This is a genomic window from Paraburkholderia sp. CNPSo 3281 (genome assembly GCF_024206515.1).
GTDB classification, from domain to species: domain Bacteria; phylum Pseudomonadota; class Gammaproteobacteria; order Burkholderiales; family Burkholderiaceae; genus Paraburkholderia; species Paraburkholderia nodosa.
Genome location: NZ_JAMBPS010000008.1, coordinates 103295 through 128655 on the forward strand (window position 1 = coordinate 103295; position 25361 = coordinate 128655).

General features: G+C 65.6%; 23 protein-coding genes. 10 read left to right on the top strand and 13 right to left on the bottom strand.

Translation table 11 applies throughout. The features are described from left to right. Positions 1-56 precede the first annotated feature (56 nt). Positions 57-1277 carry an NAD(P)/FAD-dependent oxidoreductase gene (locus tag M3I56_RS11935; RefSeq protein ID WP_254354097.1) on the bottom strand — a complete coding sequence of 407 codons (1221 nt, stop codon included), beginning with the start codon at positions 1275-1277 and terminating at the stop codon, positions 57-59. Positions 1278-1446: 169 nt separating this feature from the next. Here M3I56_RS11935 and tsaD point away from each other — a divergent pair, with 169 nt between their 5' ends. Continuing rightward, complete coding sequence (gene tsaD / locus M3I56_RS11940; protein ID WP_035512511.1) at positions 1447-2475, top strand: tRNA (adenosine(37)-N6)-threonylcarbamoyltransferase complex transferase subunit TsaD; 1029 nt, start codon at positions 1447-1449, stop codon at positions 2473-2475. Between the two features lie 76 nt (positions 2476-2551). Here tsaD and folE2 read toward each other — a convergent pair whose 3' ends face one another. From folE2 to M3I56_RS11960, 4 genes are all read right to left on the bottom strand, one after another. Then, the gene (gene folE2 / locus M3I56_RS11945) at positions 2552-3358 is read right to left on the bottom strand and encodes a GTP cyclohydrolase FolE2 (protein ID WP_254354098.1); all 807 of its coding nucleotides are present in this window, start codon (positions 3356-3358) and stop codon (positions 2552-2554) included. A 173-nt stretch (positions 3359-3531) separates the two neighbouring features. Further along, positions 3532-5433 (bottom strand): 1-deoxy-D-xylulose-5-phosphate synthase, encoded by a 1902-nt coding sequence (gene dxs, locus M3I56_RS11950; protein ID WP_254354099.1) that lies wholly within the window; start codon positions 5431-5433, stop codon positions 3532-3534. Between the two features lie 84 nt (positions 5434-5517). Further along, positions 5518-6399, bottom strand: a complete 882-nt coding sequence (locus tag M3I56_RS11955; RefSeq protein ID WP_254354100.1) for a polyprenyl synthetase family protein — start codon at positions 6397-6399, stop codon at positions 5518-5520. After that, positions 6396-6710 (bottom strand): exodeoxyribonuclease VII small subunit, encoded by a 315-nt coding sequence (locus M3I56_RS11960; RefSeq protein WP_254354101.1) that lies wholly within the window; start codon positions 6708-6710, stop codon positions 6396-6398. Before M3I56_RS11960 ends, M3I56_RS11955 begins: the two co-directional genes overlap by 4 nt. Positions 6711-7017: 307 nt before the next feature. Between M3I56_RS11960 and M3I56_RS11965 the strand changes: the two genes are divergently transcribed. Together M3I56_RS11965 and M3I56_RS11970 are read left to right on the top strand one after the other, a co-directional pair. Continuing rightward, positions 7018-8124 carry an SRPBCC family protein gene (locus M3I56_RS11965; RefSeq protein WP_254354102.1) on the top strand — a complete coding sequence of 369 codons (1107 nt, stop codon included), beginning with the start codon at positions 7018-7020 and terminating at the stop codon, positions 8122-8124. Between the two features lie 139 nt (positions 8125-8263). After that, a complete protein-coding gene (locus M3I56_RS11970) occupies positions 8264-9133 on the top strand; it encodes a sulfurtransferase (RefSeq protein ID WP_254354103.1) in 870 nt (289 codons plus the stop codon). Between the two features lie 34 nt (positions 9134-9167). On the opposite strand, the gene M3I56_RS11975 is transcribed toward M3I56_RS11970, so the two are convergent. From M3I56_RS11975 to polA, 3 genes are all read right to left on the bottom strand, one after another. Further along, positions 9168-10040, bottom strand: a complete 873-nt coding sequence (locus M3I56_RS11975; protein ID WP_254354104.1) for a dienelactone hydrolase family protein — start codon at positions 10038-10040, stop codon at positions 9168-9170. 83 nt (positions 10041-10123) lie between these two features. Next, complete coding sequence (locus tag M3I56_RS11980) at positions 10124-11500, bottom strand: NAD(P)/FAD-dependent oxidoreductase (RefSeq protein ID WP_254354105.1); 1377 nt, start codon at positions 11498-11500, stop codon at positions 10124-10126. A 255-nt stretch (positions 11501-11755) separates the two neighbouring features. After that, positions 11756-14557: a DNA polymerase I gene (gene polA, locus M3I56_RS11985; RefSeq protein WP_309249149.1), complete on the bottom strand. Its 2802-nt coding sequence runs from the start codon at positions 14555-14557 to the stop codon at positions 11756-11758. 1 nt (position 14558) lies between these two features. On the opposite strand from polA, the gene M3I56_RS11990 reads away from it, so the two are divergent. Continuing rightward, positions 14559-15326 (top strand): TIGR00730 family Rossman fold protein, encoded by a 768-nt coding sequence (locus tag M3I56_RS11990; protein WP_028202964.1) that lies wholly within the window; start codon positions 14559-14561, stop codon positions 15324-15326. 89 nt (positions 15327-15415) lie between these two features. Here the strand turns inward: M3I56_RS11990 and M3I56_RS11995 are convergent, their stop codons facing one another. Further along, positions 15416-16342: a transcriptional regulator GcvA gene (locus M3I56_RS11995; RefSeq protein WP_254354106.1), complete on the bottom strand. Its 927-nt coding sequence runs from the start codon at positions 16340-16342 to the stop codon at positions 15416-15418. A 100-nt stretch (positions 16343-16442) separates the two neighbouring features. Between M3I56_RS11995 and M3I56_RS12000 the strand changes: the two genes are divergently transcribed. Together M3I56_RS12000 and M3I56_RS12005 are read left to right on the top strand one after the other, a co-directional pair. Next, a complete protein-coding gene (locus tag M3I56_RS12000) occupies positions 16443-17048 on the top strand; it encodes a chromate transporter (RefSeq protein ID WP_254354107.1) in 606 nt (201 codons plus the stop codon). Continuing rightward, on the top strand, positions 17045-17572 hold the full coding sequence (locus tag M3I56_RS12005; RefSeq protein WP_254338000.1) for a chromate transporter: 528 nt from the start codon (positions 17045-17047) through the stop codon (positions 17570-17572). Before M3I56_RS12000 ends, M3I56_RS12005 begins: the two co-directional genes overlap by 4 nt. 102 nt (positions 17573-17674) lie before the next feature. Here the strand turns inward: M3I56_RS12005 and M3I56_RS12010 are convergent, their stop codons facing one another. Further along, the gene (locus M3I56_RS12010) at positions 17675-19171 is read right to left on the bottom strand and encodes an AMP nucleosidase (protein WP_375541718.1); all 1497 of its coding nucleotides are present in this window, start codon (positions 19169-19171) and stop codon (positions 17675-17677) included. Between the two features lie 243 nt (positions 19172-19414). Here M3I56_RS12010 and M3I56_RS12015 point away from each other — a divergent pair, with 243 nt between their 5' ends. The 3 genes from M3I56_RS12015 (at position 19415) to M3I56_RS12025 (ending at position 21797) form a co-directional block, all read left to right on the top strand. Next, positions 19415-19822 carry a hypothetical protein gene (locus tag M3I56_RS12015; protein WP_028202960.1) on the top strand — a complete coding sequence of 136 codons (408 nt, stop codon included), beginning with the start codon at positions 19415-19417 and terminating at the stop codon, positions 19820-19822. Positions 19823-19995: 173 nt separating this feature from the next. After that, entirely contained in the window at positions 19996-21003 is a 1008-nt protein-coding gene (locus M3I56_RS12020) for a homoserine kinase (RefSeq protein ID WP_254354109.1), read from the top strand. After that, positions 20994-21797, top strand: coding sequence for a BPSS1780 family membrane protein (locus tag M3I56_RS12025; RefSeq protein ID WP_254354110.1), 804 nt, complete (start codon positions 20994-20996; stop codon positions 21795-21797). Before M3I56_RS12020 ends, M3I56_RS12025 begins: the two co-directional genes overlap by 10 nt. A 94-nt stretch (positions 21798-21891) precedes the next feature. Here the strand turns inward: M3I56_RS12025 and M3I56_RS12030 are convergent, their stop codons facing one another. Further along, positions 21892-22071, bottom strand: coding sequence for a DUF3563 family protein (locus tag M3I56_RS12030; RefSeq protein WP_028202957.1), 180 nt, complete (start codon positions 22069-22071; stop codon positions 21892-21894). Positions 22072-22172: 101 nt separating this feature from the next. Next, entirely contained in the window at positions 22173-23354 is a 1182-nt protein-coding gene (locus tag M3I56_RS12035; RefSeq protein ID WP_254354111.1) for a PHB depolymerase family esterase, read from the bottom strand. Between the two features lie 287 nt (positions 23355-23641). Here M3I56_RS12035 and M3I56_RS12040 point away from each other — a divergent pair, with 287 nt between their 5' ends. After that, positions 23642-24343, top strand: coding sequence for a phosphatase PAP2 family protein (locus M3I56_RS12040; protein WP_254354112.1), 702 nt, complete (start codon positions 23642-23644; stop codon positions 24341-24343). 36 nt (positions 24344-24379) lie between these two features. On the opposite strand, the gene M3I56_RS12045 is transcribed toward M3I56_RS12040, so the two are convergent. Continuing rightward, entirely contained in the window at positions 24380-25306 is a 927-nt protein-coding gene (locus M3I56_RS12045; protein ID WP_254354113.1) for a TOBE domain-containing protein, read from the bottom strand. Between the last annotated feature and the right edge of the window lie 55 nt (positions 25307-25361).

The window sequence follows — 25361 nt, forward strand, 5'->3', positions numbered from 1 at the left end:
CCAACAATGACAGGGGTCAACCGCGAGAGAGTCGGCAGGGCGTGTCGGTCGGAAAATCAGCCTGCGCTCAGCGAATATTGGGCGGCCGCCTCCCCGGCCGCAACGCCCGAGGCCCACGCCCACTGGAAGTTATAGCCGCCAAGCCAGCCCGTCACGTCCACGGCTTCGCCCACGAAATAGAGGCCCGGCACGCGCTGGCTCATCATCGTCGCCGAGGAGAGTTCGCGTGTGTCCACGCCGCCGCGCGTGACCTCCGCCTTCTTGTAGCCTTCGGTGCCCGTGGGGGTGAGCGTCCACTGGGAGAGCCCTTCACCGATCTTGCGCAGCGTTTTATCCGGCAGATCGGCGATACGCGCGTCGGCCTTCACCTGATGCGCCTCCAGCCACACATGCGCGAGGCGCGCCGGCACCCATTCGGCGAGCAGGTTACCGATCTGACGTTTCGTCGCGCCCTTGGCTTCGATCATCGCCGCCGCCGGATCGTGCTCGGGCAGCAGGTTCACGCGGATCGGCTGGCCGGGCTGCCAGAAGCTCGAAATCTGCAGGACGCCGGGACCGGACAGGCCGCGATGCGTGAAGAGCAGGTCTTCGTCGAAGGCGCCGCCGGTCTTGCGCTCGCCCGTCGTCACGTGAACTTCGAGCGAAACGCCTGCGAGCGGCACATAGGGCGCCCACTCGTCCTGCGCGAACGTGAGCGGCACGAGCGCGGGGCGCATGTCGATGAGCTTGTGGCCGAACTGCTTCGCGATGCGATAGGCGAAGTCGGTCGCGCCGATCTTCGGGATCGACAGGCCGCCGGTCGCGATCACGAGCGCTTTCGCGCGTATCTCGCCCTGCGGCGTGCCGAGCGTGAAGCCCGCGCCGTCGGCATGACTCACCGCTTCCACTGGCAGCGGCCGACGCCACGCCACGTGGCCCGCGTCGCACTCGGCGCGCAGAACGTCGATGATCGCGTCGCTCGACTGGTCGCAGAAAAGCTGGCCCTTGTGCTTTTCGTGCCAGGTCACGCGATGCTGGCGCAGCAGCGCGAGGAAGTCGCGCGGCGTGTAGCGCGCCAGCGCCGAGCGGCAGAAGTGCGGGTTGCCCGAGAGATAGTTGGCGGGGCTCGCGTGCAGGTTCGTGAAGTTGCAGCGCCCGCCGCCCGAAATGCGGATTTTTTCCGCGAGGCGCGGCGCGTGGTCGATCAGCGCCACGCGGCGGCCCTGCTGGCCCGCCACCGCCGCGCACATCATGCCGGCCGCCCCTGCGCCGATCACGGCGATGTCGAAAGATTCCATGGCGCGCATTCTACCTGCGCCGCGGCGAGGCCTGTCCGCGGGGGGCTCCGCTTGCCGCCCTCAACCGGCTTCGACGCGCGCTGCTATACTTTTATGTTCTGTTAATTCTTGATTTAGCGACGGTTTTTGGCGGCTCGCGCCGCGCGATACCGTTGCCCTGCCCCACATCATGCTCGTTCTCGGCATCGAAAGCTCCTGCGACGAAACCGGCCTCGCGCTCTACGACAGCGAGCGCGGCCTGCTCGCGCACGCGCTGCACTCGCAGATCGCCATGCACCGCGAGTACGGCGGCGTCGTGCCGGAGCTTGCCTCGCGCGACCATATCCGCCGCGCGCTGCCGCTGCTCGAAGAAGTGCTCGCGAAGAGCGGCGCGGCGAAAAGCGACATCGACGCCATCGCCTTCACGCAAGGCCCCGGCCTCGCGGGCGCGCTGCTCGTGGGCGCGAGCATCGCCAATGCGCTCGCCATGGCATGGAATCGGCCGACCGTGGGGATTCACCACCTCGAAGGGCACCTGCTTTCGCCGCTATTGGTCGATGCGCCGCCGCCGTTTCCGTTCGTCGCGCTGCTCGTGTCGGGCGGCCATACGCAACTGATGCGCGTGACCGACGTGGGCGTCTACGAAACCCTCGGCGAAACGCTCGACGACGCCGCCGGCGAAGCCTTCGACAAAACGGCCAAGCTGCTCGGCCTCGGCTATCCGGGCGGCCCGGAAGTCTCGCGCCTCGCGGAGTTCGGCACGCCAGGCGCGGTCGAACTGCCGCGTCCGATGCTGCATTCGGGCGATCTCGACTTCAGCTTCAGCGGCCTCAAAACGGCTGTGCTCACGCAAGTGAAAAAGCTCGGCACGAATATCTGCGAGCAGGGCAAGGCCGACATCGCGCGAGGTTTCGTCGATGCAGCCGTCGAAGTGCTGGCCGCGAAATCGCTCGCCGCGCTCAAGCGCACGCAGATGAAGCGCCTCGTGGTGGCGGGCGGCGTGGGCGCGAACAAGCAGTTGCGCGAGACGCTTTCGGCGGCGGCGCAAAAGCGCGGCTTCGAGGTGCATTACCCGGACCTGTCGCTGTGCACCGACAACGGCGCGATGATTGCGCTCGCGGGTGCGCTGCGCCTCGCGCGCTGGCCCGAGCAGGCCACGCGCGATTACGCGTTCACGGTGAAGCCGCGCTGGGATCTGACGTCGCTCGCGCAGCAGTAATCCGTTTGCCGCCGCAGACGTAAAAAAGCCGCCCTGGGGCGGCATTTTTGTTGACGGCGCAACCGGGCGGCCAGCTTTACGCCGCGCGCTTGTCGTGCTCGATCACGGCGTAGGCGCTGTGATTGTGGATCGACTCGAAGTTTTCGGCTTCGAGCGTATAGGAGATCACGCGCGCGTCGGCGTTCAGTCGCACGGCCACGTCGCGCACGAGGTCTTCGACGAACTTGGGGTTCTCATACGCGCGCTCGGTCACGAACTTCTCGTCGGGACGCTTGAGCAAGCCCCACAGCTCGCACGACGCCTCTTCTTCGGCGATGCGAATGAGGTTCTCCACCGGCAGATCGCCTTCGAACTCGACGTTCATCGTCACGTGCGAGCGCTGGTTGTGCGCGCCGTATTGCGAGATCTTCTTCGAGCACGGGCACAGGCTCGTCACGGGCACGAGCACCTTGAGGAACAGGCGCGTTTGCCCGTTGCGCACGTCGCCAGTGAGCGTCACTTCGTAGTCCAGCAGACTTTCCACGCCCGACACCGGCGCCACTTTCTTCACGAAGTACGGGAACGTCACTTCGATACGGCCCGCCTGTGATTCGAGCTTCGTGAGCATCGCGGCCAGCATCGCGCGGAACGTCGCGGGCGTAAGCGGCGCCTTGTTCTCTTCGAGCAGCGCGACGAAGCGCGACATGTGCGTGCCCTTCTGGTCGGCCGGCAGATGAACGTCGAGATTCCACGTCCCGACGCTCGGCTGGACGTCGCCCGCGCCCGTCTTCACCGTGAGCGGATGGCGCACAGCCTTCACGCCGACGCGCTGGATCACGATCTGACGGGTATCGACGGAGCTTTGGACGTCCGGCATCACGAAGGCCGGGTTCATCTGATTCATGTTCTTATCCTCAAGCCGCGCCGGACGCGGCGCGCAAATAACAAACGCCGGCATGAGCCGGCGTTTGCTGGCGGAAAGCCGGGTACGGAACCCGCCCGCCAGTTCAAATGTGAATTGGGCTGCCGCGAGGCGCCAGGCAAACGCCAGGCAAACTATAGCGACCTCAATCGACCTTACGCGACGCGCATCACCGACTTGCCGGACACCGCCTTGTCGAGAAAGCGCTCGCGAATGGACTTCGCGATCCCTGCTGCGTCGAGCCCACAGCCCGCCAGCAGCTTCGCCGGGTCGCCGTGGTCGATGAAGCGGTCGGGGAGGCCCAATTGTAGTACGGGCTTGATAACCCCACTTTCAAGGAGGGCTTCCACACAGGCCGAACCGGCGCCGCCCATGATGCTGCCTTCCTCGACGGTCACGAGGTAGTCATGCGTTTCGGCGAGCTGCTTCACGAGGTCCGCGTCGAGCGGCTTCACGAAGCGCATGTTCGCCACGGTGGCGTCCAGTTCATCGGCAGCCTTGAGCGACGGCGCGACCATCGTACCGAACGCGAGAATCGCGATACGGCTACCTGCCGGCGCCCTGCTCTCGCGGCGGACTTCGCCCTTGCCCACCGGCAGCGCGGCCATCTGCTTGACGGTCGCCACGCCCGTGCCCGCACCGCGCGGGTAGCGCACGGCCGTCGGGCAGTCCTGCTGGAGCGCCGTGTAGAGCATCTGACGAGATTCGTTTTCGTCGGACGCCGCCATGATCATCATGTTCGGGATGCAGCGCATGAACGCGAGATCGTATGCGCCCGCGTGCGTCGCGCCATCGGCGCCGACGAGGCCCGCGCGGTCGATCGCGAACACGACCGGCAGGTTCTGCAGCGCCACGTCGTGAATCAGCTGGTCATACGCGCGCTGCAGGAAGGTTGAGTAGATCGCGACCACGGGCTTCAGGCCCTCGGCCGCGAGACCGCCCGCGAACGTCACGGCGTGCTGCTCGGCGATGCCCACGTCGTAGTAGCGGTCCGGGAAGCGCTTTTCGAACTCCACCATGCCCGAGCCTTCGCGCATGGCCGGCGTGATGCCGATCACGCGCTGGTCGAGTTCGGCCGCGTCGCAGAGCCATTCGCCGAACACCTGCGTGTAGGTCTTCTTGGCGGGCGTTGCCGACGGCTTGATGCCTTCGGCCGGGTTGAACTTGCCGGGACCGTGGTACAGGACCGGGTCGGCTTCGGCGAGCTTGTAGCCCTGGCCTTTCTTCGTCACGACGTGCAGGAATTGCGGGCCGCGCAGTTCCTTGATGTTCTGCAGCGTCGGGATCAGCGAATCCAGATCGTGGCCGTCGATCGGCCCGATGTAGTTGAAGCCGAATTCCTCGAACAGCGTAGCCGGCACGATCATGCCCTTCGCGTGCTCTTCGAGCTTGCGCGCGAGGTCGAGCACCGGCGGCGCATGGCGCAGCACGCGCTCCACGCCCGCGCGTGCGGCGGCGTAGAAGCGGCCCGACATGAGGCGCGCGAGATGGCGATTGAGCGCGCCAACCGGCGGCGAAATCGACATGTCGTTGTCGTTGAGGATGACGAGCAGCGGCACGTCGTCTTCCACGCCGCCGTTGTTCAGGGCCTCGAAGGCCATGCCGGCCGTCATCGCGCCGTCGCCAATCACGGCGATGCCCATGGCGTTGTCGCCCTTGAGCTTGCTCGCGACGGCCATGCCGAGCGCCGCCGAAATCGACGTGCTCGAGTGCGCGGTGCCGAACGTGTCGTACGGCGACTCGTCGCGTTTCGGGAAGCCCGAAATGCCGCCGAGTTGACGCAGCGTCGACATCTGGTCGCGGCGGCCCGTCAGGATCTTGTGCGGATAGGTCTGATGGCCCACGTCCCAGACGATGCGGTCGCGCGGCGTGTCGAACACGTAGTGCAGCGCGATCGTCAGTTCGACCGTACCAAGGTTGGACGACAGGTGGCCGCCCGTTTGCGAGACGCTCTCGAGAACGAAGGCACGCAGTTCGTCGGCAAGCGGTTGCAACTGGCGGCGATCAAGGCGGCGCAAATCCGCCGGGTCGTCAATGGTTTTCAGCAAGTCGTACATCGTCGTTCCATTGTAGGAAAACTGGCGCTCCCGCACTTTTTCTGCGCATTACTTCCGTTTCATGCGCGTGGGCGGGTTGCGCGGTCAGCTCACCCGGTTCACCACCAGGTCAGCGAGTTCGGCGAGGCGCTGAGCGCGCGCGCCGAACGGTTCGAGCGCCGCGTGCGCGTCGGCGCGCAACTGCTGTGCGAGCGCACGCGAGGCATCAAGACCGATAATCGACACGTAGGTCGGCTTGCCGTCCTTCGCGTCCTTGCCCGCGGTCTTGCCGAGCGTTGCGGAGTCGGCGGTGACGTCGAGAATGTCGTCCACCACCTGGAATGCGAGGCCCACGGCCGCCGCGTACCTGTCGAGCGCGGCAAGGCTTTCCGCCGAAGGCGTCTCGCCCGCCAGCGCGCCCATGCGGACCGCGGCGCGCAGGAGCGCGCCGGTCTTCAGGCGGTGCATCGTTTCGAGCTGCTCGCGGGTAAGCGAATGGCCTACGCTCGCGAGGTCGATGGCCTGGCCGCCGGCCATGCCGATCGAGCCGCTAGCCAGCGCGAGTTCGCGCACGAGCGATGCCTGGTGCTGGGCACCGAGCACATCCGAGGTCAGCGCGATGAAGGCCTGCGACTGCAGCGCATCGCCCACCAGCAGCGCCGTCGGTTCGTCATATTTGACGTGTACGGTGGGTTTGCCGCGACGCATGTCGTCGTCGTCCATGCACGGCATGTCGTCGTGCACGAGCGAGTAGACGTGGATCATTTCGAGCGCACAGGCCGCCGCGTCGAGCGCTTCCGGCGTGGCGTTCGTGAGTTCGCCCGCCGCGTGGCAAAGGAGCGGACGCACCCGCTTGCCGCCGCCCATCACGGCATAACGCATAGCGTCATGCAGCGGCGCCGGCAGCACGTCGGCAGCCGGCAAATAGTGATCGAGCGCGCTTTCGACCCGGTCGAGTACCTGCCGGGTCCATTGGTCAAATGTCATAGATCGTCGTCTCCGCCCGCTGCGGAGTCTGTCGTATTGGGGGGCACGGGCCGCAGCGTCTCGCCGTCGAGCACGCGCACCTGTTGTTCAACCTTTTCGAGCTGCTGCTGGCAGAAGCGCACGAGCGCCGCGCCGCGGCGGTACGCCGCAAGCGATTCTTCCAGGCTCAGGCTGCCGCCTTCCATGCGTGCAACGAGCCCGTCGAGCTCCGCAAGCGCCGCCTCGTAGCTCTCGGGCAGGGCTTCGCCCTCGGCCAGCCCGGCTGCGCTTTCGCCCGCGCCAGCGCGGTCTTTCGTTGCGGATTTCGCCATGAGTCATAGCCAGAATGAAACAAGGCGGACATTCTACGGCAAAAGGTCCATTTCGACCCGCTCCCCGGCTTGTGTGCCCTCTCGACCACACGCTCAGGGTCAGTACAAATCGGTTCCTGAAGGCCCGATTACCCGTGCATTTGTCTCATATTTCCTGAATTCCTGCCGTCTTTCCGGTGTAATTTTGGCAAAAATCAGTCACTTAGCTACCCCATGAGGGGGTAACCGGGTATAATCGCCGGCTCCCTAAATCGAATCTTCGATGGTTGGGTTGTTCACTGCTTTCACGTCTTCATCGGGAGTGGGAATGTCCAATCTGAGCAATGCATTGCAGCTGAAGTCTATCCACAGCCAGCTGCCAGTCACCGCTTATTTTGACGAAGCGCTACTCAAGCGCGAAATCGACACGCTTTTCCAGCACGGTCCTCGCTACGTCGGGCACGAACTCATGGTGCCCGAGGCGGGAAACTATTTTGCGCTGCCCGGCGAAAAAGAAGGCCGCGTGCTCGTTCGCAACCAGAGCAACGACATCGAACTGCTCTCGAACGTGTGCCGGCATCGCCAGGCCATCATGCTAAACGGTCGCGGCACAGCAGACAACATTGTATGTCCGCTGCATCGCTGGACCTATGACCTCAAGGGCGAACTGCTCGGCGCACCGCACTTCGCGGACAAGCCGTGTCTGAACCTGAACAGCTCGCCGCTGCAGAAGTGGAACGGGCTGCTGTTCGAATCCGCGGGCCGCGACGTCGCGCGCGATCTCGCACGCCTTGGGCCGGCGAAACACCTCGACTTTTCGGACTACATGTTCGATCACGTCGAGGTTCACGAGTGCAACTACAACTGGAAGACCTTCATCGAGGTCTATCTGGAAGACTATCACGTCGTGCCGTTCCACCCGGGCCTCGGCAACTTCGTCTCGTGCGACGACCTCCAGTGGGAGTTCGGCGAATGGTATAGCGTGCAGACGGTCGGCGTGCACAAGCACCTCGGCAAGCCGGGCAGCCCGACGTACCGCAAGTGGCACGACGAAGTCCTGCGCTTTCGCGACGGCGTGCCGCCCGAGTTCGGCGCGATCTGGATGGTGTACTACCCGAATCTGATGATCGAGTGGTATCCGCACGTGCTCGTGGTCTCGTGGCTCATCCCGCAGGGCACGCAGAAAACGACGAACATCGTCGAGTTCTATTACCCCGAGGAAATCACGCTCTTCGAGCGCGAATTCGTCGAGGCCGAGCGCGCCGCCTATATGGAAACCGCCGTCGAAGACGACGAGATCGCCGAGCGCATGGACGCTGGCCGCCGTGCGCTCTTCGAGCGCGGCGTTTCCGAGGTGGGCCCGTATCAGAGCCCGATGGAAGACGGCATGCAGCACTTCCACGAGTTTCTGCGCCGCGAGCTGGGACCGATCTGACGCACGGCCAGGCGCGGGCACCGGGCCACTCGCACGCATCACGGAAAGACGGGCTTAGGCCCGTCTTTTTGTTTAGACTGACGGCACCGGGCCGCCGCATAGCGAGAGAGGGCGGCCTTGCACGATTCAAGGAGCCGTCATGCCCCACACGCACTACACCACGCTGATCTCGGCCGCCAATCTGCACGAACGCCTGACCGCCGCGCCGGGCAGCGTGCTGGTTTTCGACTGCCGCTTCGATCTCGCCGATCCCGCCGCGGGCGAGAACGCCTATGCGCTCGGCCATCTGCCCGGCGCCCAATACCTGCATCTGGACCGCGACCTCTCGGGCCCGAAGACCGGCAAGAACGGCCGCCATCCGCTGCCCGACCGCTCGGCGCTCGTCGCCACGCTCTTGCTGCGCGGCCTCAACGAAGGCCAGCAGGTCGTGGCCTACGACGCGCAAGGCGGCGCCTACGCCGCGCGCCTGTGGTGGCTTTTGCGCTGGCTCGGCCACGACTCGGTAGCCGTGCTCGACGGCGGCCTCAAGGCGTGGGAGGCGGCGGGCTTCCCGCTCGTGCGCGACGTGCCCGCGCCCGCGCGCGGCACCTTCAAGGCAGGCGCACCGCTCCAGGTGACGGTGGACGCGCAGGCCATCGTCCGCAATCTCGCCACGCACGAACTCACGGTCGTCGACGCGCGCGCCGCCGACCGCTATCGCGGCGAAAACGAAACGATCGACCCGGTGGGCGGCCATATTCCTGGCGCGCGCAATCGGTTTTATCAGGACAATCTCACGCCGGACGGCCGCTTCAAGTCGGCGCATGCGCTGCGCGAAGATTTCACAGCGGTGCTGCCGGGCATCACGCCCGAACACGTGGTCCTGCAATGCGGCTCGGGCGTGACCGCCTGCCACAACGCGCTCGCGATGGAGATTGCCGGCCTGCACGGCGCGGCGCTCTACCCCGGTTCGTGGAGCGAATGGAGCGCCGACGCGTCGCGGCCGGTCGCGACTGGCCCCAACCCCTAAGCCGGGAGCCAGGAGCCCGGAACCGGGCACGGCGTCACATCGCGCCGTGCTCCTTGAACCAGGCAATCGCGCGCTTCCAGCCGTCTTGCGCATCGGCCTTGCGATAGCTCGGCCGGTAGTCCGCGAAGAACGCGTGGCCCGCATCGTTGTACACGACGATCTGCGAGCCGCGCCCGCCCTGCGGGCCCTGCGCAATGGCGGCCTTCATCTGCTCGAGCGAGTCTTGCGGAATGCTCTGGTCCTGCAAGCCGTACATGGCAAGCACCGGCACCTGCAAGCTGTTCGCGAGATCGAGCGGATTGCTCGGCGCGTTCGCCGTGTGCGGGCCAGCCACGCGCCCGTACCACACCACTGCCGCCTTGATGTGCGGGTTGTGCTCCGCATAGAGCCACGCATAGCGCCCGCCCCAGCAAAAGCCGTTGAGGCCCACGCGCTTCGTGTCGCCGCCATGCTCGCCGGCCCAGGCAATGGCCGCGTCGATGTCGCCCATCACCTGGGCGTCGGGCACCTTGCTCGCGATGTTCTCGTTGATCTGCTGAATCGTCGGGTACACGGAGGCATCGCCCTGGCGCACGAAGAAGTCCGGCGCGATGGCCAGATAGCCGAGCTTCGCAAAGCGCCGGCACACATCGGCGATATGCTCGTGCACGCCGAAGATCTCGTGAATCACGATGATCACCGGCAAGTGCGTCTTGCCGCGCGGCTGCGCGCGATACGCCGGGATGAGCGTGCCGCCCGACTCGAAGCCGATCTCGCCGGCTTCGAGGCCTTCGCTGTCGGTGTGGATGGTTTGCGCGGAGACGGGCAGCACGGCAGCGGCGAATCCGCTGCCGAGCGCCGCCTTGATGAAGGTGCGCCGATCGAACGGCACGTGCGGGACGAGGCTATCGACTTCGGGTTTCAGCATGCAGCGCTCCTTGGAGGTCAAACAGCGGAAACAGGCAGAATAGCGCCGCGCCCCGGGACGCAAGCGCCGCTCGATGCAGCCGCTCAGTGCAGCTTCACACGCGGCAACGTCGTGCGGCGCAGCCAGTGCGCGAAGGTATCGAGCACCATGCGCGCGTAGCCGTGCAGCGCCGCGATGTGCAGCCGGTACAGCGACATGTACATGAATCGGGCAAACAACCCCTCGATCAACATATTCCCGCCGATCAGCCCGCCCATCAGGTTGCCGACCGCGCTGAAGTGGCCGAGCGACACCAGCGAGCCGAAGTCGCGATAGGTGAACTCCTCGAGCGGCTTGCCGGCGAGCAGATTGCCAAGCGACTTGAACAGGAAAGTGGCCTGCTGGTGCGCGGCTTGCGCGCGCGGCGGCACACCGCGCTCGTGGCCCGGCCATTCGCAGGCCGCGCAGTCGCCGAGCGCGAAGATGTTGTCGTCGAGTTCCGTTTGCAGCGTACGGCGCACGATCAGCTGGCCGAGCTTGTTGACGGTGAGGCCGTCGAGCCGCGAAAGCACAGCCGGTGCGGTAATACCCGCCGCCCAGACCGTGAGGTCCGCGCGCAGGTTCTTGCCGCTCGCGGTGCGCACGACACCAGGCGCCACTTCGATCACGCGTTCGCTCGTCAGCAGCTTCACGCCGAGCTTCTGCAGCAACTCGCCCGTTGCCGAAGACACGCGCTCGGGCAACGCGGGCAGGATGCGCGGGCCCGCCTCGATCAGCACGATGCCCACGTCGTGGCGTGGATCGAGCTTGTGCAGCCCATAGGCCGAAAGCACCTGCGCGGTGTTGCGCAGCTCGGCGGAAAGCTCGACGCCCGTCGCGCCCGCGCCGATGATCGCCACCTGCACGCGCGGCTCGGCGCCGGCGTCCATGGCCGGCGCGAGGTCGTCCGCCGTCACCTCCGCCGCGACTTTTTCGGGCGCCTGATGTTCGGCGCGCATGCACGCGGCGATCAGGCGCTTGCGAAAGCGCTCGGCCTGCTCGACGGTGTCGAGCGCGATGGAATTCTCGGCCGCGCCCGGCACGCCGAAAAAGTGCGTCGTGCTCCCGATTGCGAGCACGAGCGTGTCGTATTCGAGCACGCGCTCGGGCAGCATTTCCGCGCCGTCTTCGTCGAGCACGCGCCCAAGCGTGATGCGCTTCGCCGCGCGGTCGAGCGCAGTCAGCTCGCCCTGCTGGAATTCGAAGCCGTGCCAGCGCGCCTGCGCTGGATATTCGAGCTGATGCGTGAATGGATCCATGCTGCCCGCCGCGACTTCGTGCAGGAGCGGTTTCCAGATATGCGTTGGGTTGCGGTCGACCAGCGTGATCGACGCCGCTTGCGGCTTGCCCCGCTTCGCACGTGCTTCGCCGTAGCGATCGCCGAGCCGTGTTGCCAGTTCCAGCCCGCCTGCGCCTCCTCCCACAACGATAAAGCGATGCATAGACTCTCCGTGCATGTCGAAAGGCGATAGAAAGGCCGATGCGTCGACAACATACGTGCGAGGCACCGGCCTTCAATCAAGTCATTGTCGGCTGACGGAGCGCGCGGCGGCAACCCTTGCGGCGCGCATTCGCGACATCACGCACGCGAGGCTTGCCTTATCGCACGCGTGCAGTTACGTCCTGGTTACGGCTTTTGCGGCGCTGCGCATTCAGTATGTACTTAGTAGAGCTTCACTAAGCGCTTCGACGCGCCTTCAGTGTGCCTCTTCCCAGTTCTCGCCCACGCCCACTTCGGCGACGAGCGGCACCTTGAGCTGCGCCACCGAGCACATCAGCTCGGGCAAGCGCTTGCGCACTTCGGCGAGTTCGTCGCCCGGCACTTCGAGCACGAGTTCGTCGTGCACCTGCATGACCATCTTCGTGCCGATCTTGCGTTCGTCGAGCCATTTCTGCACCGCGACCATGGAAAGTTTGATCAGGTCGGCGGCCGTGCCCTGCATGGGCGCGTTGATCGCGGCGCGCTCGGCGGCCTGGCGGCGCGGACCGTTGCCGCCGTTGATCTCGGGCAGCCACAGCCGGCGGCCGAATACGGTCTCCACATAGCCGCGCGACTTCGCGTCCATGCGCGTTTCGTCCATATAGCGCGCCACGCCCGGATAGCGCGCGAAATAGCGGTCGATATAAAGCTTCGCCGCATCGCGCGTAATGCCGAGATTCGATGCGAGCCCGAACGCGCTCATGCCGTAAATCAGGCCGAAATTGATGACCTTGGCGATGCGCCGCTGGTCCGCGCTCACTTCGAGCGGCGTGACGCCGAACACTTCGGAGGCCGTGGCGCGGTGAATGTCGTCGCCGCGCGCGAACGCCGCGAGCAGCGACTCGTCGCCCGAGATATGCGCCATGATGCGCAGTTCGATCTGCGAGTAGTCGGCGGAAACGATCTTGTGCCCCGGCGGCGCGATGAACGCCTCGCGAATGCGCCGGCCTTCGCCCGTACGCACGGGAATGTTCTGCAGATTCGGATCGTTCGACGCGAGACGGCCCGTGACCGCCACGGCCTGCGCGTAGTTCGTGTGCACGCGGCCCGTTTGCGCATTCACCATGCGCGGCAGCTTGTCGGTGTACGTGGACTTGAGCTTGGCAAGACCGCGATGTTCGAGCAGGATCTTGGGCAGCGGGTAATCCTCGGCGAGCTTTTGCAGCACTTCTTCGTCGGTGGAAGGCGCGCCGCTGGGCGTTTTCTTCACGACCGGCAGTTGCAGCTTCTCGAAGAAGATCTGGCCGATCTGCTTGGGCGAGCCCAGATTGAATTCGCCGCCCGCGAGCGCATACGCTTGCTCTTCGAGCGCGATGAGCCGCACGGCGATTTCCGCGCTCTGCTTTTCGAGCCTTTCAGTGTCGATCAGCACACCGTTGCGCTCCATCTTGCGCAGCACGCGCGACGTGGGCAATTCGATGTCGCGATACACGTAATCGAGGCCCTTCTCGGGCGCGATCTGCGGATACAGCGCGCGATGCAGTTGCAGCGTGACATCGGCGTCTTCGGCTGCGTATTCGGCGGCCCTTTCGAGCGAGACTTCGTCGAAGCCGATCTGCTGCGCGCCCTTGCCCGCCACCTCTTCGTACTTGATCGTCTTGATGCCGAGATGGCGCAACGCGAGGCTGTCCATGTCGTGGCTGCGATGCGATTCGAGCACATACGATTCGAGCAGCGTGTCATGCTCCACGCCGTTCAGCTCGATACCGTAGTTCGCCAGCACCTGCTCGTCGTACTTCATGTGCTGGCCGACTTTCTTGTGCTTCGCGCTTTCGAGCCAGGGCTTCAGGCGCGCGAGCACTTCGTCCTGCGGCAGTTGATCGGGCGCGTCCGGACCGCGATGCGCGAGCGGCAAATAGGCGGCCACGCCAGGTTCCGTCGAGAACGACATGCCGACGAGCTTCGCGACCATCGGATCGAGCGCCGTGGTCTCGGTGTCGAACGCGGTGAGTTCGGCGGCTTCGATCTTCCTGAGCCACGTGTCGAACTGCGGCCACGTCTGGATCGTTTCGTAATGGCGCGGAGCATCGACGAACAGCGCGGGCTGCACGATCGCGTCTTTCTCAGGCGCGTCGCCTTTGGTCGCAGCGGGCACCGTCTCGCTCTGCTGACTCGCTTCGGTGACTTCGCGCAGCCAGGTCTTGAAGCCGTGGCGCGCGAAGATATCGCGCAGTTCTTCGCGCGCTTCGGCTCGCGTGGCTAGCGACGCTTCGATCGACTCGAGATGCGGCGTGAGATCGCAAGCCGTTTCCACCGTGACGAGCTTTCTCGCCATCGGCAGGAAGTCGAGCGCGTCGCGCAGATAGCCGCCCACGGCGCCCTTGATTTCATCCGCATGCGCGATCACGCCGTCGAGCGAGTCGTATTGCGTGAGCCACTTCACCGCCGTTTTCGGGCCGCACTTGTTCACGCCCGGCACGTTGTCGACGGTGTCGCCGATGAGCGACAGATAATCGATGATGCGCTCCGGCGGCACGCCGAACTTCGCGATCACGCCTTCGCGATCGAGCGTTTCATTCGTCATCGTGTTGATGAGCGTGACGTGGTCCGTCACGAGCTGAGCGAGGTCCTTGTCGCCCGTGGAAACAATGACCTTCATGCCGAGCTTCTCGGCCTCACGGGCGAGCGTGCCGATCACGTCGTCGGCCTCGACGCCTTCGATCATCACGAGCGGCCAGCCGAGCGCACGCACGGCCGTGTGAATAGGCTCGATTTGTGCTGCGAGCGGCTCGGGCATGGAAGGCCGGTTGGCCTTGTACTCGGGGTACCAGTCGTCGCGGAACGTCTTGCCCTTTGCATCGAACACGCACGCGCTATACTCTGCCGTAACGTCCTTGCGCATGCGACGCAGCATGTTGATGATGCCGTATAGCGCGCCCGTGGGTTCGCCGTCAGGACCGCGCAGATCCGGCATCGCATGGAAGGCCCGATAGAGATAGCTAGAACCGTCGACCAGCAGCAGGGTCTTACCTTCCAGCTCGTTTTGTAGCTTCGTTTCCACGCGTAGTTCTTCAGGCATTATGGACAAGAGAAAAGTGATTCCGAGTCTGCGTTCACTCGCAGATCAAGAGCGCGCGACGGCCAAGAAGGCGCGCGCATCGTGGCAGATGTTCACGATTATGGCAGAGTTTATCGAGGCGACCGAGTACCTGTCCGAGATCCGGCCAGCGGTCAGCATCTACGGTTCCGCCCGCCTGAAACCGGAGTCGAAGTACTACCAGCTCGCCAGCACCATCGCGCGCAAGGTGTCCGATGCGGGCTTTGCCGTGATCTCCGGCGGCGGCCCCGGCATCATGGAAGCCGCGAACCAGGGCGCGCATGCGGGCAAGTCGCCTTCGGTGGGCCTGAACATCGAGTTGCCGCACGAGCAGTCGGGCAACCAGTGGCAGGACATCTCGTTGCGCTTCCGCCATTTCTTCACACGCAAGGTCACGTTCGTGAAGAACTCGGACGCCGTGATCGTCATGCCCGGCGGCTTCGGCACGCTCGACGAACTGGCCGAAGTGCTCACGCTCATCCAGACGAAAAAGTCGCGTCACGTGCCCATCATTCTGGTGGGCGCCGAATTCTGGAAGGGCCTGCTCGACTGGTTCCGCTCGGCGCTGGTGCCCATGGGCCTCATCAATCCCGAAGACATGGACTTGATGCAGGTGATCGACGACCCGGACCAGGTGCTCGAAGCCGTTCTCAAGTTCTACGAAGATGCGGACACCGCCGAAGATACCGGCAAGGAGCACCCGGCGCGCCGCGACCGCGACTCCGACGAAGACCGGATGTTCTACCTCTGATGCATCGCTTGCGGCGCGGCGTGCGGATGGCCTGCGGTTAATGTTTCCGTAGGCCTGCGCACCGCTCGCGCCTCAGCGCATCGCTTCTCTCATGCTTTCTCCGCGCTTGCGGGCACGCCGGGCGCACCGAGCGGCGCCCGCGCGCTCGCCTGCTCCTCCAGCCAGCGGCAAAACTGCACGACGAGCGGCGCTTGCGCCACCTCGCGGCGCGCCACCCACCAGTAGCCGCGCGCGTCGAGATGCGGCCCCGCGAGCGGGGTGACGAGACGCCCCGACGCGAGCTCGTCATCGAGCAGCGGCAGCGGGCCAAGCGCGACGCCAAGACCATCCACGGCGGCCTGCAAGGCCAGATAGAAGTGGTCGAACGACTGCTTCTTCCGGCATTTGGCTTTCACGCCTGCAGCCGCGAGCCAGGTGCGCCACGCATCGGGCCGCGTGTCCGAGTGCAGCAGCACGTGGCGTGCAAGATCATTCGCTTGTTGAATCGGCGCTCGTTTGAGCAGCGCCGGACTGCACACCGGCAGTTCCGTCTCGTCGAGAAAATGACCGGCCTCGCAGTCGGGCCAGTGGGCCGGACCGCGTCGCACGGCCACGTCGAAGCCTTCGAGCGTCTCGACCGGCGCGTTCGAGGTCGACAGGCGCAACTCGACGTTCGGCGCGAGGCGCTGAAACTGCGAGAGCCGCGGCAGCAGCCATTTCATCGCGAAGGTAGGCAGCGCGTTCACGCGCAGCACGTGCACCACGCCCGTGTCGCGCAACTGGCTGGTTGCGCGCGCGATGTCGTCGAACGCCGACTGCACGGCGGCGAGGTAGCGCCGCCCGTCCTCGGTCAGCGCGACCCGCTTGCCATGCCGGTGAAACACCTGCACGCCGACCCAAGCCTCGAGCGCGGCCACCTGCCGGCTGATGGCACCGTGAGTCACATTGAGCTCGCCGGCCGCGGAAGAGAAGCTGTTATGCCGCGCAGCGGCTTCGAACGCGCGCAGCGCGGGAAAGGGAGGAAGGGAGCGTGCCATGCTTGTGAGTGTAGATCACAAGAGCGCACCATAGAAATCGTTTTGCCGCGCGCGCGATTGGGCTTAATCTCGCAGCTTGCCTCAGAGGTCCCTTCCCGTCATGACACAACCCATCTCATCGCCCGCCGCTGCCGGACATGGCACGGACGACGGTCTGCACACGCCTACCGTGCGCGATCTGTTCGTAGGCTTTCTCGGTCTCGGCTTCACATCGTTTGGCGGCGCACTGCCGTTGGCGCGCCGCACCATCGTCGAGCAGCGCCGCTGGCTCACCGCCAGCGAGTTCACCGACCTGCTCGGCCTCTGCCAGTTTTTGCCGGGCGGCAACGTCATCAATCTCTCGGTCGCGCTCGGCATGCGTTTTCAGGGATGGCGCGGCGCGCTCGCAGGCATCCTCGGCCTGATCGCGGGCCCATCGCTCGTCGTGATCGGGCTTGGCGTGCTCTACGAGCGCACGCAAAACGACCCGCACGTGCGGCATCTGTTCGTGGGGCTCGCCGCAGCGGCCGCCGGGCTGCTCGTCTCCATGGCCCTGAAAATCGTGCTGCCGCTGCGGCGCGATCCCGCCGCGGCCGTCGTCGCCGCGCTCGGCTTCGTGGCCATTGCGGTGCTGCGCACGCCGCTTTTGCCCACCATGCTCGTGCTCACGCCAGTCGGCATCGCGCTCGCGGCCCGCGCGGCGCGCAAGGAAGGAGGCTCGCGATGAACGCCACACTCGTTGCGCTCGCCGCGATTTTCAGCCAGCTTTCGCTGCTCGCTTTCGGCGGCGGCAACACGATCCTGCCCGAGATGCAGCGTCAGGTCGTCGAGGTCCACCACTGGATGCCCGCGAGCGAGTTCAGCGCGCTATTCGCGCTCGCCCAGGCCGCCCCGGGCCCGAACATGATGGTCGTGACGCTGGTGGGCTGGCACGTGGCCGGCTGGGCAGGCATGCTGGTCACGTCGATTGCGAAGTTCGGGCCGTCGTCGCTCGTCACGATCGCCGCGCTGCATGCGTGGGATCGCTTCAAGGACCGCCCGTGGCGGCGCATCGCGCAAAAGGGGCTCGTGCCGGTGACGGCGGGCCTCGTGGCCGCGAGCGCCGTGCTGATCGCGAGAGCCTCCGATCCTTCGTGGATCGCCTGGGTGATTACCGGCGTGTGCGCCGTGCTCGCGTTTCGCACGAAGATTCATCCGCTGTGGCTGCTTGGCGCGGGGAGTCTGATCGGGTTGATGGGGTTCGGGCAATAAACGACTGCCAGCGAATGATTCGGCATCCGAAGTGATGCAAGGCAACGGCGCAATTCGACAGACTGGCCGGTGCACACCATGCGCCAGCCAGCCATCAAGCATTTACTGAAACGCCACCTCGGCAAAGCTGCGCAATTTCCGGCTATGCAGCTTGTGCAAGCCGTTCGTGCGCAAAATCTCCATCGCCTTCACGCCGATCTGCAGATGCTGATCGACCTGCGCGCGATAGAACGAATCGGCCATGCCCGGCAGCTTGAGTTCGCCGTGCAGCGGCTTGTCGGAAACGCACAGCAAGGTGCCATACGGCACGCGAAAGCGGAAGCCGTTCGCGGCGATGGTCGCACTTTCCATGTCGAGCGCGATCGCGCGGCTTTGCGAGAGGCGCTGCACCGGCTCGCGATGATCGCGCAGCTCCCAGTTGCGGTTGTCGACGCTCGCCACCGTCCCCGTGCGCATCACGCGCTTGAGTTCCACGCCGTCGAGCTTCGTGACCTCCGCGACCGCACGCTCGAGCGCGAGCTGCACTTCGGCGAGCGCCGGAATCGGCACCCACAGCGGCAGATCGGCGTCTAGCACGTGATCCTCGCGCACATACCCGTGCGCGAGCACGTAGTCGCCCAGGCGCTGGGTGTTGCGCAAACCCGCGCAGTGGCCAAGCATGATCCACGCATGCGGACGCAGCACGGCAATGTGATCGGTGATCGTCTTCGCGTTCGACGGTCCCACGCCGATGTTGATCATCGTGATGCCGCTGCCGTCCGCACGCTTGAGGTGATAGGCCGGCATTTGCGGCAGGCGCACCGACGCCGTGCCTTCGTCGTCCTGTTCGCCCAGGTTTGCGTTGTACGTCACCACATCGCCGGGCTCGACGAACGAGGTGTATTCGCTGCGATAGTTGCGCAGGTCGGCGTCGTCGGTATGCGCCATCATCGCGCGGCCGAGCTTCACGAACTCGTCGATATAGAACTGGTAGTTCGTGTAGAGCACGTAGTTCTGCACGTGCGTGGGCGACGTGGCCGTGTAGTGCTTGAGCCGATGCAGCGAAAAGTCCACGCGCGGCGCGGTGAAGAGTGCAAGCGGATGCGGCTCGCCCGGCTCCGGCTCGTAGGTGCCGTTGACGATGCGGTCGTCGAGCTGCGCGAGATCGGGCGTATCGAACACGTCGCGCATGGCGAAGAGGCGCTCGCGGTCGAGATCGCCTTCGAGGTGGATGCCTTCGGCGAAGGCGAAGTGCACGGGAATGGGCTGATCCGACACGCCCACTTCGATGCCCACGTGATGGTTCTTCGCCAGCAGGCGCAACTGCTCGCGATAGTAATTGCCGAAAAGATCGGGCCGCGTGACGGTGGTCTCGAACACGCCGGGGCCCGCCACGAAGCCATACGAGCGGCGCGAGTCGATATGCGTGCTGACGTTGGTGCGGATGCGCACGAACGGGTAGCACGCGCGCACGCGGCGCTCGAGCGCCTCGCCGCGGCGATAGCGCGCGAACGCGTCGCGCAGAAAAGACGTATTCGCTTCGTAGATGCTCGAGAGGCGCGCCACGGCGTCGGCGGCGTCTTCGAAAAACTCGTCCGGGAAGTCGTGCGCCGGCGTCATGAGGGGCCGCGGGTAGCTATCGTTGTTCATCTTCGTTCGCCTCTCCGTTTGATGGATCCACATTACCACGGAAGGTGCGACTTTCTGGCGACGGACCTCGCCGCGCGCAGGGCTTTTGCAGCCCCCCGGGCGGGCGCTGCGGGCGCCGCGCACCGCCCGCCGGGCGCGGGCCGCAGCGCTTGCGCGACATGGGGTATAGCGCCCGGATTTGCTAGAATTGGGGCATCCCATCGGAGAAAGACCATGAAGTCGCACCTTCTTGCCGCCGTCGCGGTGACGCTCGCTTTCAGCGGGGTCGCCATGGCCGCGCCGGCCGACGACGCAAAGACCGCCGTCGAGGCACAATCCGCGCAGTCCGAGAACGAACGCGCGGGCCTGCCCGATCTGGCTGCGATCAACAACAAGCCGGCCGCACGCGTCACCTCGAAGGTCAACATCAACGACGTGCCGCGCGTGCCCAGCTATCACGAAGTGAGCCCGAACGGCACCGAAATCACCGAGTTCCGCGACAAGGGCAAACCCGTCGAGATCAACGTGCATTCGAACTTCGGCACGCGCTACACGATGAGCGCGAACCCCGACACCTCGCCGCAAGTGCGCAACAACGGCCAGGCCAGCACGCGCCTGCCGTCGATCAACCTGCATTACTGAGCCATCTGGGCGCGGGCATGCCTTTATGGGGCATGCGCGCGCCAACGCCATGTGCGCCGCCCCATAAGCCGGGCCGCGGCCATCGCGCCTGAGCCGGACACGCTTGCAAGCCCCTCGGGCAGCACGACGCAGCGTTCGCCGACCCGCCATTACCAATCAACCGACCTTCTTGCATGGCCGTCTTCACCGCTGTCACCGACCAAGAGCTTGCCCAATGGCTGCGCGACTACGATCTCGGCGATGTCGTCGAATTTCGCGGCATCCAGTCCGGCATTGAGAACAGCAACTTCTTCCTGACGACGACGCGCGGCAAATACGTCCTGACGATCTTCGAAAAGCTGACGGCCGAACAACTGCCGTTCTACCTCGACCTGATGCGGCATCTCGCCTCGCATCGCGTGCCGGTACCCGACCCCATGCCGCGCAAGGATGGCGCGCTTTTCGGCCTGCTGCACGGCAAGCCCGCGGCTGTCGTCTCGAAGCTCGAAGGCAAGCCCGAACTCGCGCCCGGCGTGGAGCACTGCGCGGAAGTGGGCCAGATGCTCGCGCGCATGCACCTGGCGGGCCGCGACTACCGCGGAGACCAGCCGAATCTGCGCAGCCTTTCGTGGTGGGAAGAAACGGTGCCGACGGTGCTGCCGTTTCTGGACGACGCCCAGCGCACGCTCCTCACGAGTGAACTCGACCACCAGCGCGCATTCTTCGGCTCGGCCGACTACGCGGCGCTGCCGGGCGGTCCGTGCCATTGCGACCTGTTCCGCGACAACGCGATGTTCGCGCACTCGCACCCGGCGCCGGGCCACGAAGTTCGGCTGGGCGGCTTTTTCGACTTCTATTTCGCCGGCTGCGACAAGTGGCTCTTCGACGTGGCCGTGACCGTGAACGACTGGTGCGTCGACCTCGCCACCGGCAAGCTCGACACCGCGCGCGCCGAAGCGCTCTTGCGCGCCTACCAGACCGTGCGCCCGTTCACGCCCGAAGAAACGCGGCACTGGATGGACATGCTGCGCGCAGGCGCGTACCGCTTCTGGGTCTCGCGCCTGTATGATTTCCACCTGCCCCGCTCGGCCGAACTGCTCAAGCCGCACGATCCCGGCCACTTCGAGCGCATTCTGCGCGAACGCCTCGCCGGCAGCGAGGCGGGCTCCCTTCACGCCTTGCCCCATCGCCCATGCAACTAATCGAAGTCTCCGCGAAGACGGGCTACGTCTGGTTCCGCCAGGGTATCTGGCTGTTCCGCCGCAATCCGCTTGCATTTCTCACACTGTTTTTCGCCTATTTGCTGGCGATGACGCTGATCTCCGCCATTCCCGTGATCGGCGGCGTGCTCCCGCTGCTGTTCGTGCCCGGCGTGGCTGTCGGCTTCATGGCGGCGTGCCGTGACACGATCGCGGGCAAACCGGTGTTCCCAACCATTCTGATCGACGGCTTTCGTTCGTACGGCAGCAACGTGGCGAAGCACCTGCTGGCGCTCGGGGCGATTTACGTGGTGGCGATGCTGTTGGTGCTGGCCGCGTCTGCGTTCGTGGACGGCGGCGCGCTATTGCGGCTGATGACCATCGGCGGCGACCTCGACGCGCAAGCGCTCGCCAACAGCGACGTGCCTCTCGCGGTGCTTGCTTCGCTGCTCTGCTACGTGCCGGTGTCGATGCTGTTCTGGTTTGCGCCCGTGCTCACGGCGTGGCACGACGTGCCGCCCGTCAAGGCCATGTTCTTCAGCATCGTGAGCTGCTGGCGCAACAAGGGCGCGTTCATGGTGTACGGGGCGCTGTGGTTCGCGGTCTCGACTGTCGTATCGATCGGACTGTCGACGCTTCTGCGCGCGCTCGGCGCGGGTGACTTCACGGTCGCGATCCTCATGCCCGCGCTCATCATCGTGACGACGATGCTCTATTGCTCGTTCTACGCAACTTACCGCGGCTGCTTCGGCGTGCAGGAAAAGCAGGCCGCCGAAATGCCGGACTCGGGCCGCTGAACGGCGCGGCGGTCCTTCACGCGCACCACGCAAAAACGGCGCCTCGGGGCGCCGTTTTCAATCTTGCCCCGTTAGCGGGGCACAGCATTCCTGCTTAGCCGTAGTGGTTCATCCACGACGGGTGGCGCGTGGCCTTTTCGCGATCCATCTTCTGCATGCGGAATTCGAGATCGTAGATGTCGACGGACTGCGCGAGATACGCTTCCTCGCGCTGCTGGCGGCGAGCTTCGGCGGTTTCGGAGAGGAACAGGAAAAGACGGCTGAGCAGGTACATGATTTGGCCCTTCTTTGACGGGCACGCGCCCGCGAATCGAATGAGACCATTATAGGGTAAACCCTGTTAAGGGTAAACCCCAAAATTGCCCGTAGTCGCTTTTAACCAACGTCCTGTGTCAATTCAGCCTCGTAGGCCTCGTCGAAGGCCTCGCGGCGATGAGCCTCGAAAAAGTCCCAGATCAGCGTGCTCGCGTCCGGTCCCGTCGAGGAATGGAATGGCACGGTGTCGTCGCCGCCGCTCCAGGCGTGGTCGAGGTTCGCCACGCGGCACAGCCGCACGATGCTCGCGCCATCGAGCTCGTAATCCTGTTCGCGATAGCCGTCCTTGAAGGTCTCGCGCGACACGACGCCCTGACGCACGCCGCGCGTATCCGCAAGACCGTTCAAACGCAGCAGTTGCACCGCGAGCTGTTCCGCGTTGACGGGCGCGACGACGGCGTCCGCATCGCCCTGCACGACGATCGCCGGCATGCCCGCGTGGATGCGTGCGCCCAATTGGGTATCAACGAGCGCCACCGGATCGTGGTGCACGCCGCGCCGCATCACGTCGAGCGCCGAAACGCCGGAGCGTGCTTCACCGAAAGCGGGGCCGGAATGCAACGCGATGGCGGCGAAACGGCTGGGCGAGCGCACCGCGAGCAGCATCGCGAGCCCCGCGCCCGCCGACAACCCTGCCAGATAGACGCGCGAGCGGTCGAAGCCGTGCTCCTCGACGAGCGAGTCGACCAGCGAAACGACAGAAGCCGCTTCGCCGCCGCCCGCTGCGTCGCGCGAGTCGTACCAATGCCAGCATTGGTGCGGGTGCGCGCGTTCCGACTGCTCGGGATACACCACCGCGAAACCATGGCGGTCGGCGAGCAGATTCATGCGGGTGCCTTCGGCGAAGGAGTCCATCGACTGCTTGCAGCCGTGCAGCATCACGACGAGCGGCATGCCCGCCGTTTTGCCCCCCGGCGGCAAATAGAGCCCGTAAGGAAGCGAGCGCCCGGCATGCTGGTCGTTCGCCGGCACAAGGTGCTCCGCGCGGCGCCATTCGCCCGCGGCCCAGGCGGTCGCCCGCGGACCCACGCGCGACTCGCGCACCGGCGCACCGCTGCGCGCCTGCGCAGGCGCGGCATGCCCGGCCGCCTGCTCGGCTGCAGCCTGGGCGGCGCGCCAGATTGCCTGCGGCTTGGGCGTATCGATCCCCGCGCCTTTCAGGGCGTCGCGGGTCGCCCGGGTCTGGATGGCGAGCAGACGTCGCACGCCACCGGCCCATAGCTTCGTCAGATTTTTCGTCATCTATGGCCTCGTAAAAGGGTCCGACACATCATGGCGTTTTGCCGCGATCCGTCGTTGTGCAACGCACAATAACACCATTTGAACGACGCTGCAGATCGGACCCGTTCGATTCCGTTCTCGTGTGCTTTCGACGACGCAAGCCCTCGTTCATGCGAGGCAGCTATACTGGAAGCTCGTCTTACGCGCGTGTCGGCCGGCGAGGCGGCTCGCGCGTTAAGTCGCTATGAAGTAGCGGTTAAGCACCTGCAACCCCAGAATCCTCTTCAGATAGCCGGCAGCGCGGACTCATGCCAGATTTGCCCATTCACCTTTGGTACTCGATTACCAACCTCGGCGGCGCAGGCCTCACCCTGCCGCTCGCGTTGGCGATCGCGCTGTGGCTCATGGTCGGCTACTCGTGGCGCATGACGGCGAGCTGGGTGTTGGTGCTCGGCCTGGCAATCGGCCTCGTGACGCTCACCAAGATCGCGTTTCTCGGCTGGGGCGTGGGGGTAAGAGAACTGGATTTCACGGGGATCAGCGGCCACGCCATGCTGTCCACGGCCGTCTATCCCGTCGCGTTCTTCCTGATGCTGCAAGGCGCGCCGTCCTTCGTGCGCGCCGCGGGCGTGACCATCGGGCTCGCGGTGGGGCTCGCGGTCGCGCTCTCGCGCGTGGTGCTCGACGCTCACTCGCCTTCCGAGGCCGTCACGGGCTGCGTGGTCGGGGCGCTCACCGCGCTCGTGTTCGCGCGCTACTGGTGGCAGGCGCAGGCCCAGCGAATTTCGGCGGCGGTCGTCGCGCTGAGCCTCGCGGCACTGACTGTCGCACTGCACAACGTGCATGTGCCCACGCATCGCTGGGTCACGAACATCGCGCTCACGGTTTCAGGTCACGACCGTCCCTACGTGCGCGCCAAATGGAAGGCCAACCGCGCTAACCGCGCGCCGGTCGCGCCCGTCTCGCAAACCCGCAACGGACTCACCCCGCCCGCGCAGCGGCACGCCTGAACCCGCCTGACTGGGGGCACCCCGCTCGCCCGCCGCTCAGCCGGCCACCCCTAGCAACACGCTCGAGGCATTGAACACGGCCGTCGCCGCTTGCCCTGCGGCGAATCCCAAAGCGTCCACGCTCGCTTCGGTCACGATCGCGGCGATCACGGTGCCGCCCGGCAAGGCGAGCGTCACTTCGGCGTTCACGGCGCCGTGCCGCACGACCTCGATCGTCCCGCTCAGCCGGTTGCGCGCCGAAAGCCGCGCCGCATCCGCCGCGCTCGCGACCAGCACGACCGAAGTCGCCTTCACGAGCGCCACCACGGGCGCGCCCATCGCAAGCCCGAGCGCTTCGGCGCCCTCGTGCGTGATCGTGGCCACGAGGACTTCGCCGCCGGGCAGCGCGATCGACACCTCGTCGTTCACCGCGCCCCGCACGATCCCCGAGACGGTGCCAAAGAGCTGATTGCGCGCGCTCGTGCGCATGGCGAAGCGGCCGAGCACGGCCAGGTCGCGCGCGAATCCGCCAGCGTGTGCATCGTCGCCTTCGCTCGAAACTGCCCCGAGCGCATGCGCCGCGCGCTCGATAAAGCGCTGGTGCTCGTGCTCGATGGCGCGAAACGTCTCGACGAGCCGCAGCGCCCGCGGCGTGAGCGTCGTCCCGCCGCCGCCCTTGCCGCCCGTCGCGCGCACCACGAGCGCCTCGCCCGCGAGATTGTTCATGACGTCGACGGCATCCCAGGCGCCCTTGTAGCTCATGCCGACCGCTTTCGCGGCACCTGTGATCGAACCGGTTGCATGGATGGCTTCCAGCAGCGCAATACGCGCCGCGCCACCTAGCATCTGCTGGCCGGACTGAAACCAGACCGAGCCACCCAGACCCAGTTCCGGCGCTTCGGCGGGTGGGTACGTGTCAGTGGAACCGGCGTCGGCGTGGCCGGCTCCGATGGGTGCGGAGTTCGGGTCAGTGGGATTCATCATGCGCAAAACAAGCCAAAACAAGACGAAATGAGCGATGGTTCGGCGTGGTTCGCCA

Excerpts from the sequence above, each read along its gene's own strand:
- M3I56_RS11975 (WP_254354104.1), bottom strand. The coding sequence starts at position 10,040 with ATGCTGAAACCCGAAGTCGATAGCCTCGTCCCGCACGTGCCGTTCGAT.
- M3I56_RS12040 (WP_254354112.1), top strand. The coding sequence starts at position 23,642 with ATGCCAGATTTGCCCATTCACCTTTGGTACTCGATTACCAACCTCGGC.
- M3I56_RS11935 (WP_254354097.1), bottom strand. The coding sequence starts at position 1,277 with ATGGAATCTTTCGACATCGCCGTGATCGGCGCAGGGGCGGCCGGCATG.
- M3I56_RS12035 (WP_254354111.1), bottom strand. The coding sequence starts at position 23,354 with ATGACGAAAAATCTGACGAAGCTATGGGCCGGTGGCGTGCGACGTCTG.
- M3I56_RS11990 (WP_028202964.1), top strand. The coding sequence starts at position 14,559 with ATGGACAAGAGAAAAGTGATTCCGAGTCTGCGTTCACTCGCAGATCAA.
- M3I56_RS12030 (WP_028202957.1), bottom strand. The coding sequence starts at position 22,071 with ATGTACCTGCTCAGCCGTCTTTTCCTGTTCCTCTCCGAAACCGCCGAA.
- M3I56_RS11965 (WP_254354102.1), top strand. The coding sequence starts at position 7,018 with ATGTCCAATCTGAGCAATGCATTGCAGCTGAAGTCTATCCACAGCCAG.
- M3I56_RS12005 (WP_254338000.1), top strand. The coding sequence starts at position 17,045 with ATGAACGCCACACTCGTTGCGCTCGCCGCGATTTTCAGCCAGCTTTCG.
- folE2 (WP_254354098.1), bottom strand. The coding sequence starts at position 3,358 with ATGAATCAGATGAACCCGGCCTTCGTGATGCCGGACGTCCAAAGCTCC.
- M3I56_RS12015 (WP_028202960.1), top strand. The coding sequence starts at position 19,415 with ATGAAGTCGCACCTTCTTGCCGCCGTCGCGGTGACGCTCGCTTTCAGC.
- M3I56_RS11970 (WP_254354103.1), top strand. The coding sequence starts at position 8,264 with ATGCCCCACACGCACTACACCACGCTGATCTCGGCCGCCAATCTGCAC.
- M3I56_RS12045 (WP_254354113.1), bottom strand. The coding sequence starts at position 25,306 with ATGATGAATCCCACTGACCCGAACTCCGCACCCATCGGAGCCGGCCAC.
- dxs (WP_254354099.1), bottom strand. The coding sequence starts at position 5,433 with ATGTACGACTTGCTGAAAACCATTGACGACCCGGCGGATTTGCGCCGC.
- M3I56_RS11960 (WP_254354101.1), bottom strand. The coding sequence starts at position 6,710 with ATGGCGAAATCCGCAACGAAAGACCGCGCTGGCGCGGGCGAAAGCGCA.
- M3I56_RS11955 (WP_254354100.1), bottom strand. The coding sequence starts at position 6,399 with ATGACATTTGACCAATGGACCCGGCAGGTACTCGACCGGGTCGAAAGC.
- tsaD (WP_035512511.1), top strand. The coding sequence starts at position 1,447 with ATGCTCGTTCTCGGCATCGAAAGCTCCTGCGACGAAACCGGCCTCGCG.
- M3I56_RS12025 (WP_254354110.1), top strand. The coding sequence starts at position 20,994 with ATGCAACTAATCGAAGTCTCCGCGAAGACGGGCTACGTCTGGTTCCGC.
- M3I56_RS11980 (WP_254354105.1), bottom strand. The coding sequence starts at position 11,500 with ATGCATCGCTTTATCGTTGTGGGAGGAGGCGCAGGCGGGCTGGAACTG.
- M3I56_RS11995 (WP_254354106.1), bottom strand. The coding sequence starts at position 16,342 with ATGGCACGCTCCCTTCCTCCCTTTCCCGCGCTGCGCGCGTTCGAAGCC.
- M3I56_RS12010 (WP_375541718.1), bottom strand. The coding sequence starts at position 19,171 with ATGACGCCGGCGCACGACTTCCCGGACGAGTTTTTCGAAGACGCCGCC.
- M3I56_RS12000 (WP_254354107.1), top strand. The coding sequence starts at position 16,443 with ATGACACAACCCATCTCATCGCCCGCCGCTGCCGGACATGGCACGGAC.
- M3I56_RS12020 (WP_254354109.1), top strand. The coding sequence starts at position 19,996 with ATGGCCGTCTTCACCGCTGTCACCGACCAAGAGCTTGCCCAATGGCTG.
- polA (WP_309249149.1), bottom strand. The coding sequence starts at position 14,557 with ATGCCTGAAGAACTACGCGTGGAAACGAAGCTACAAAACGAGCTGGAA.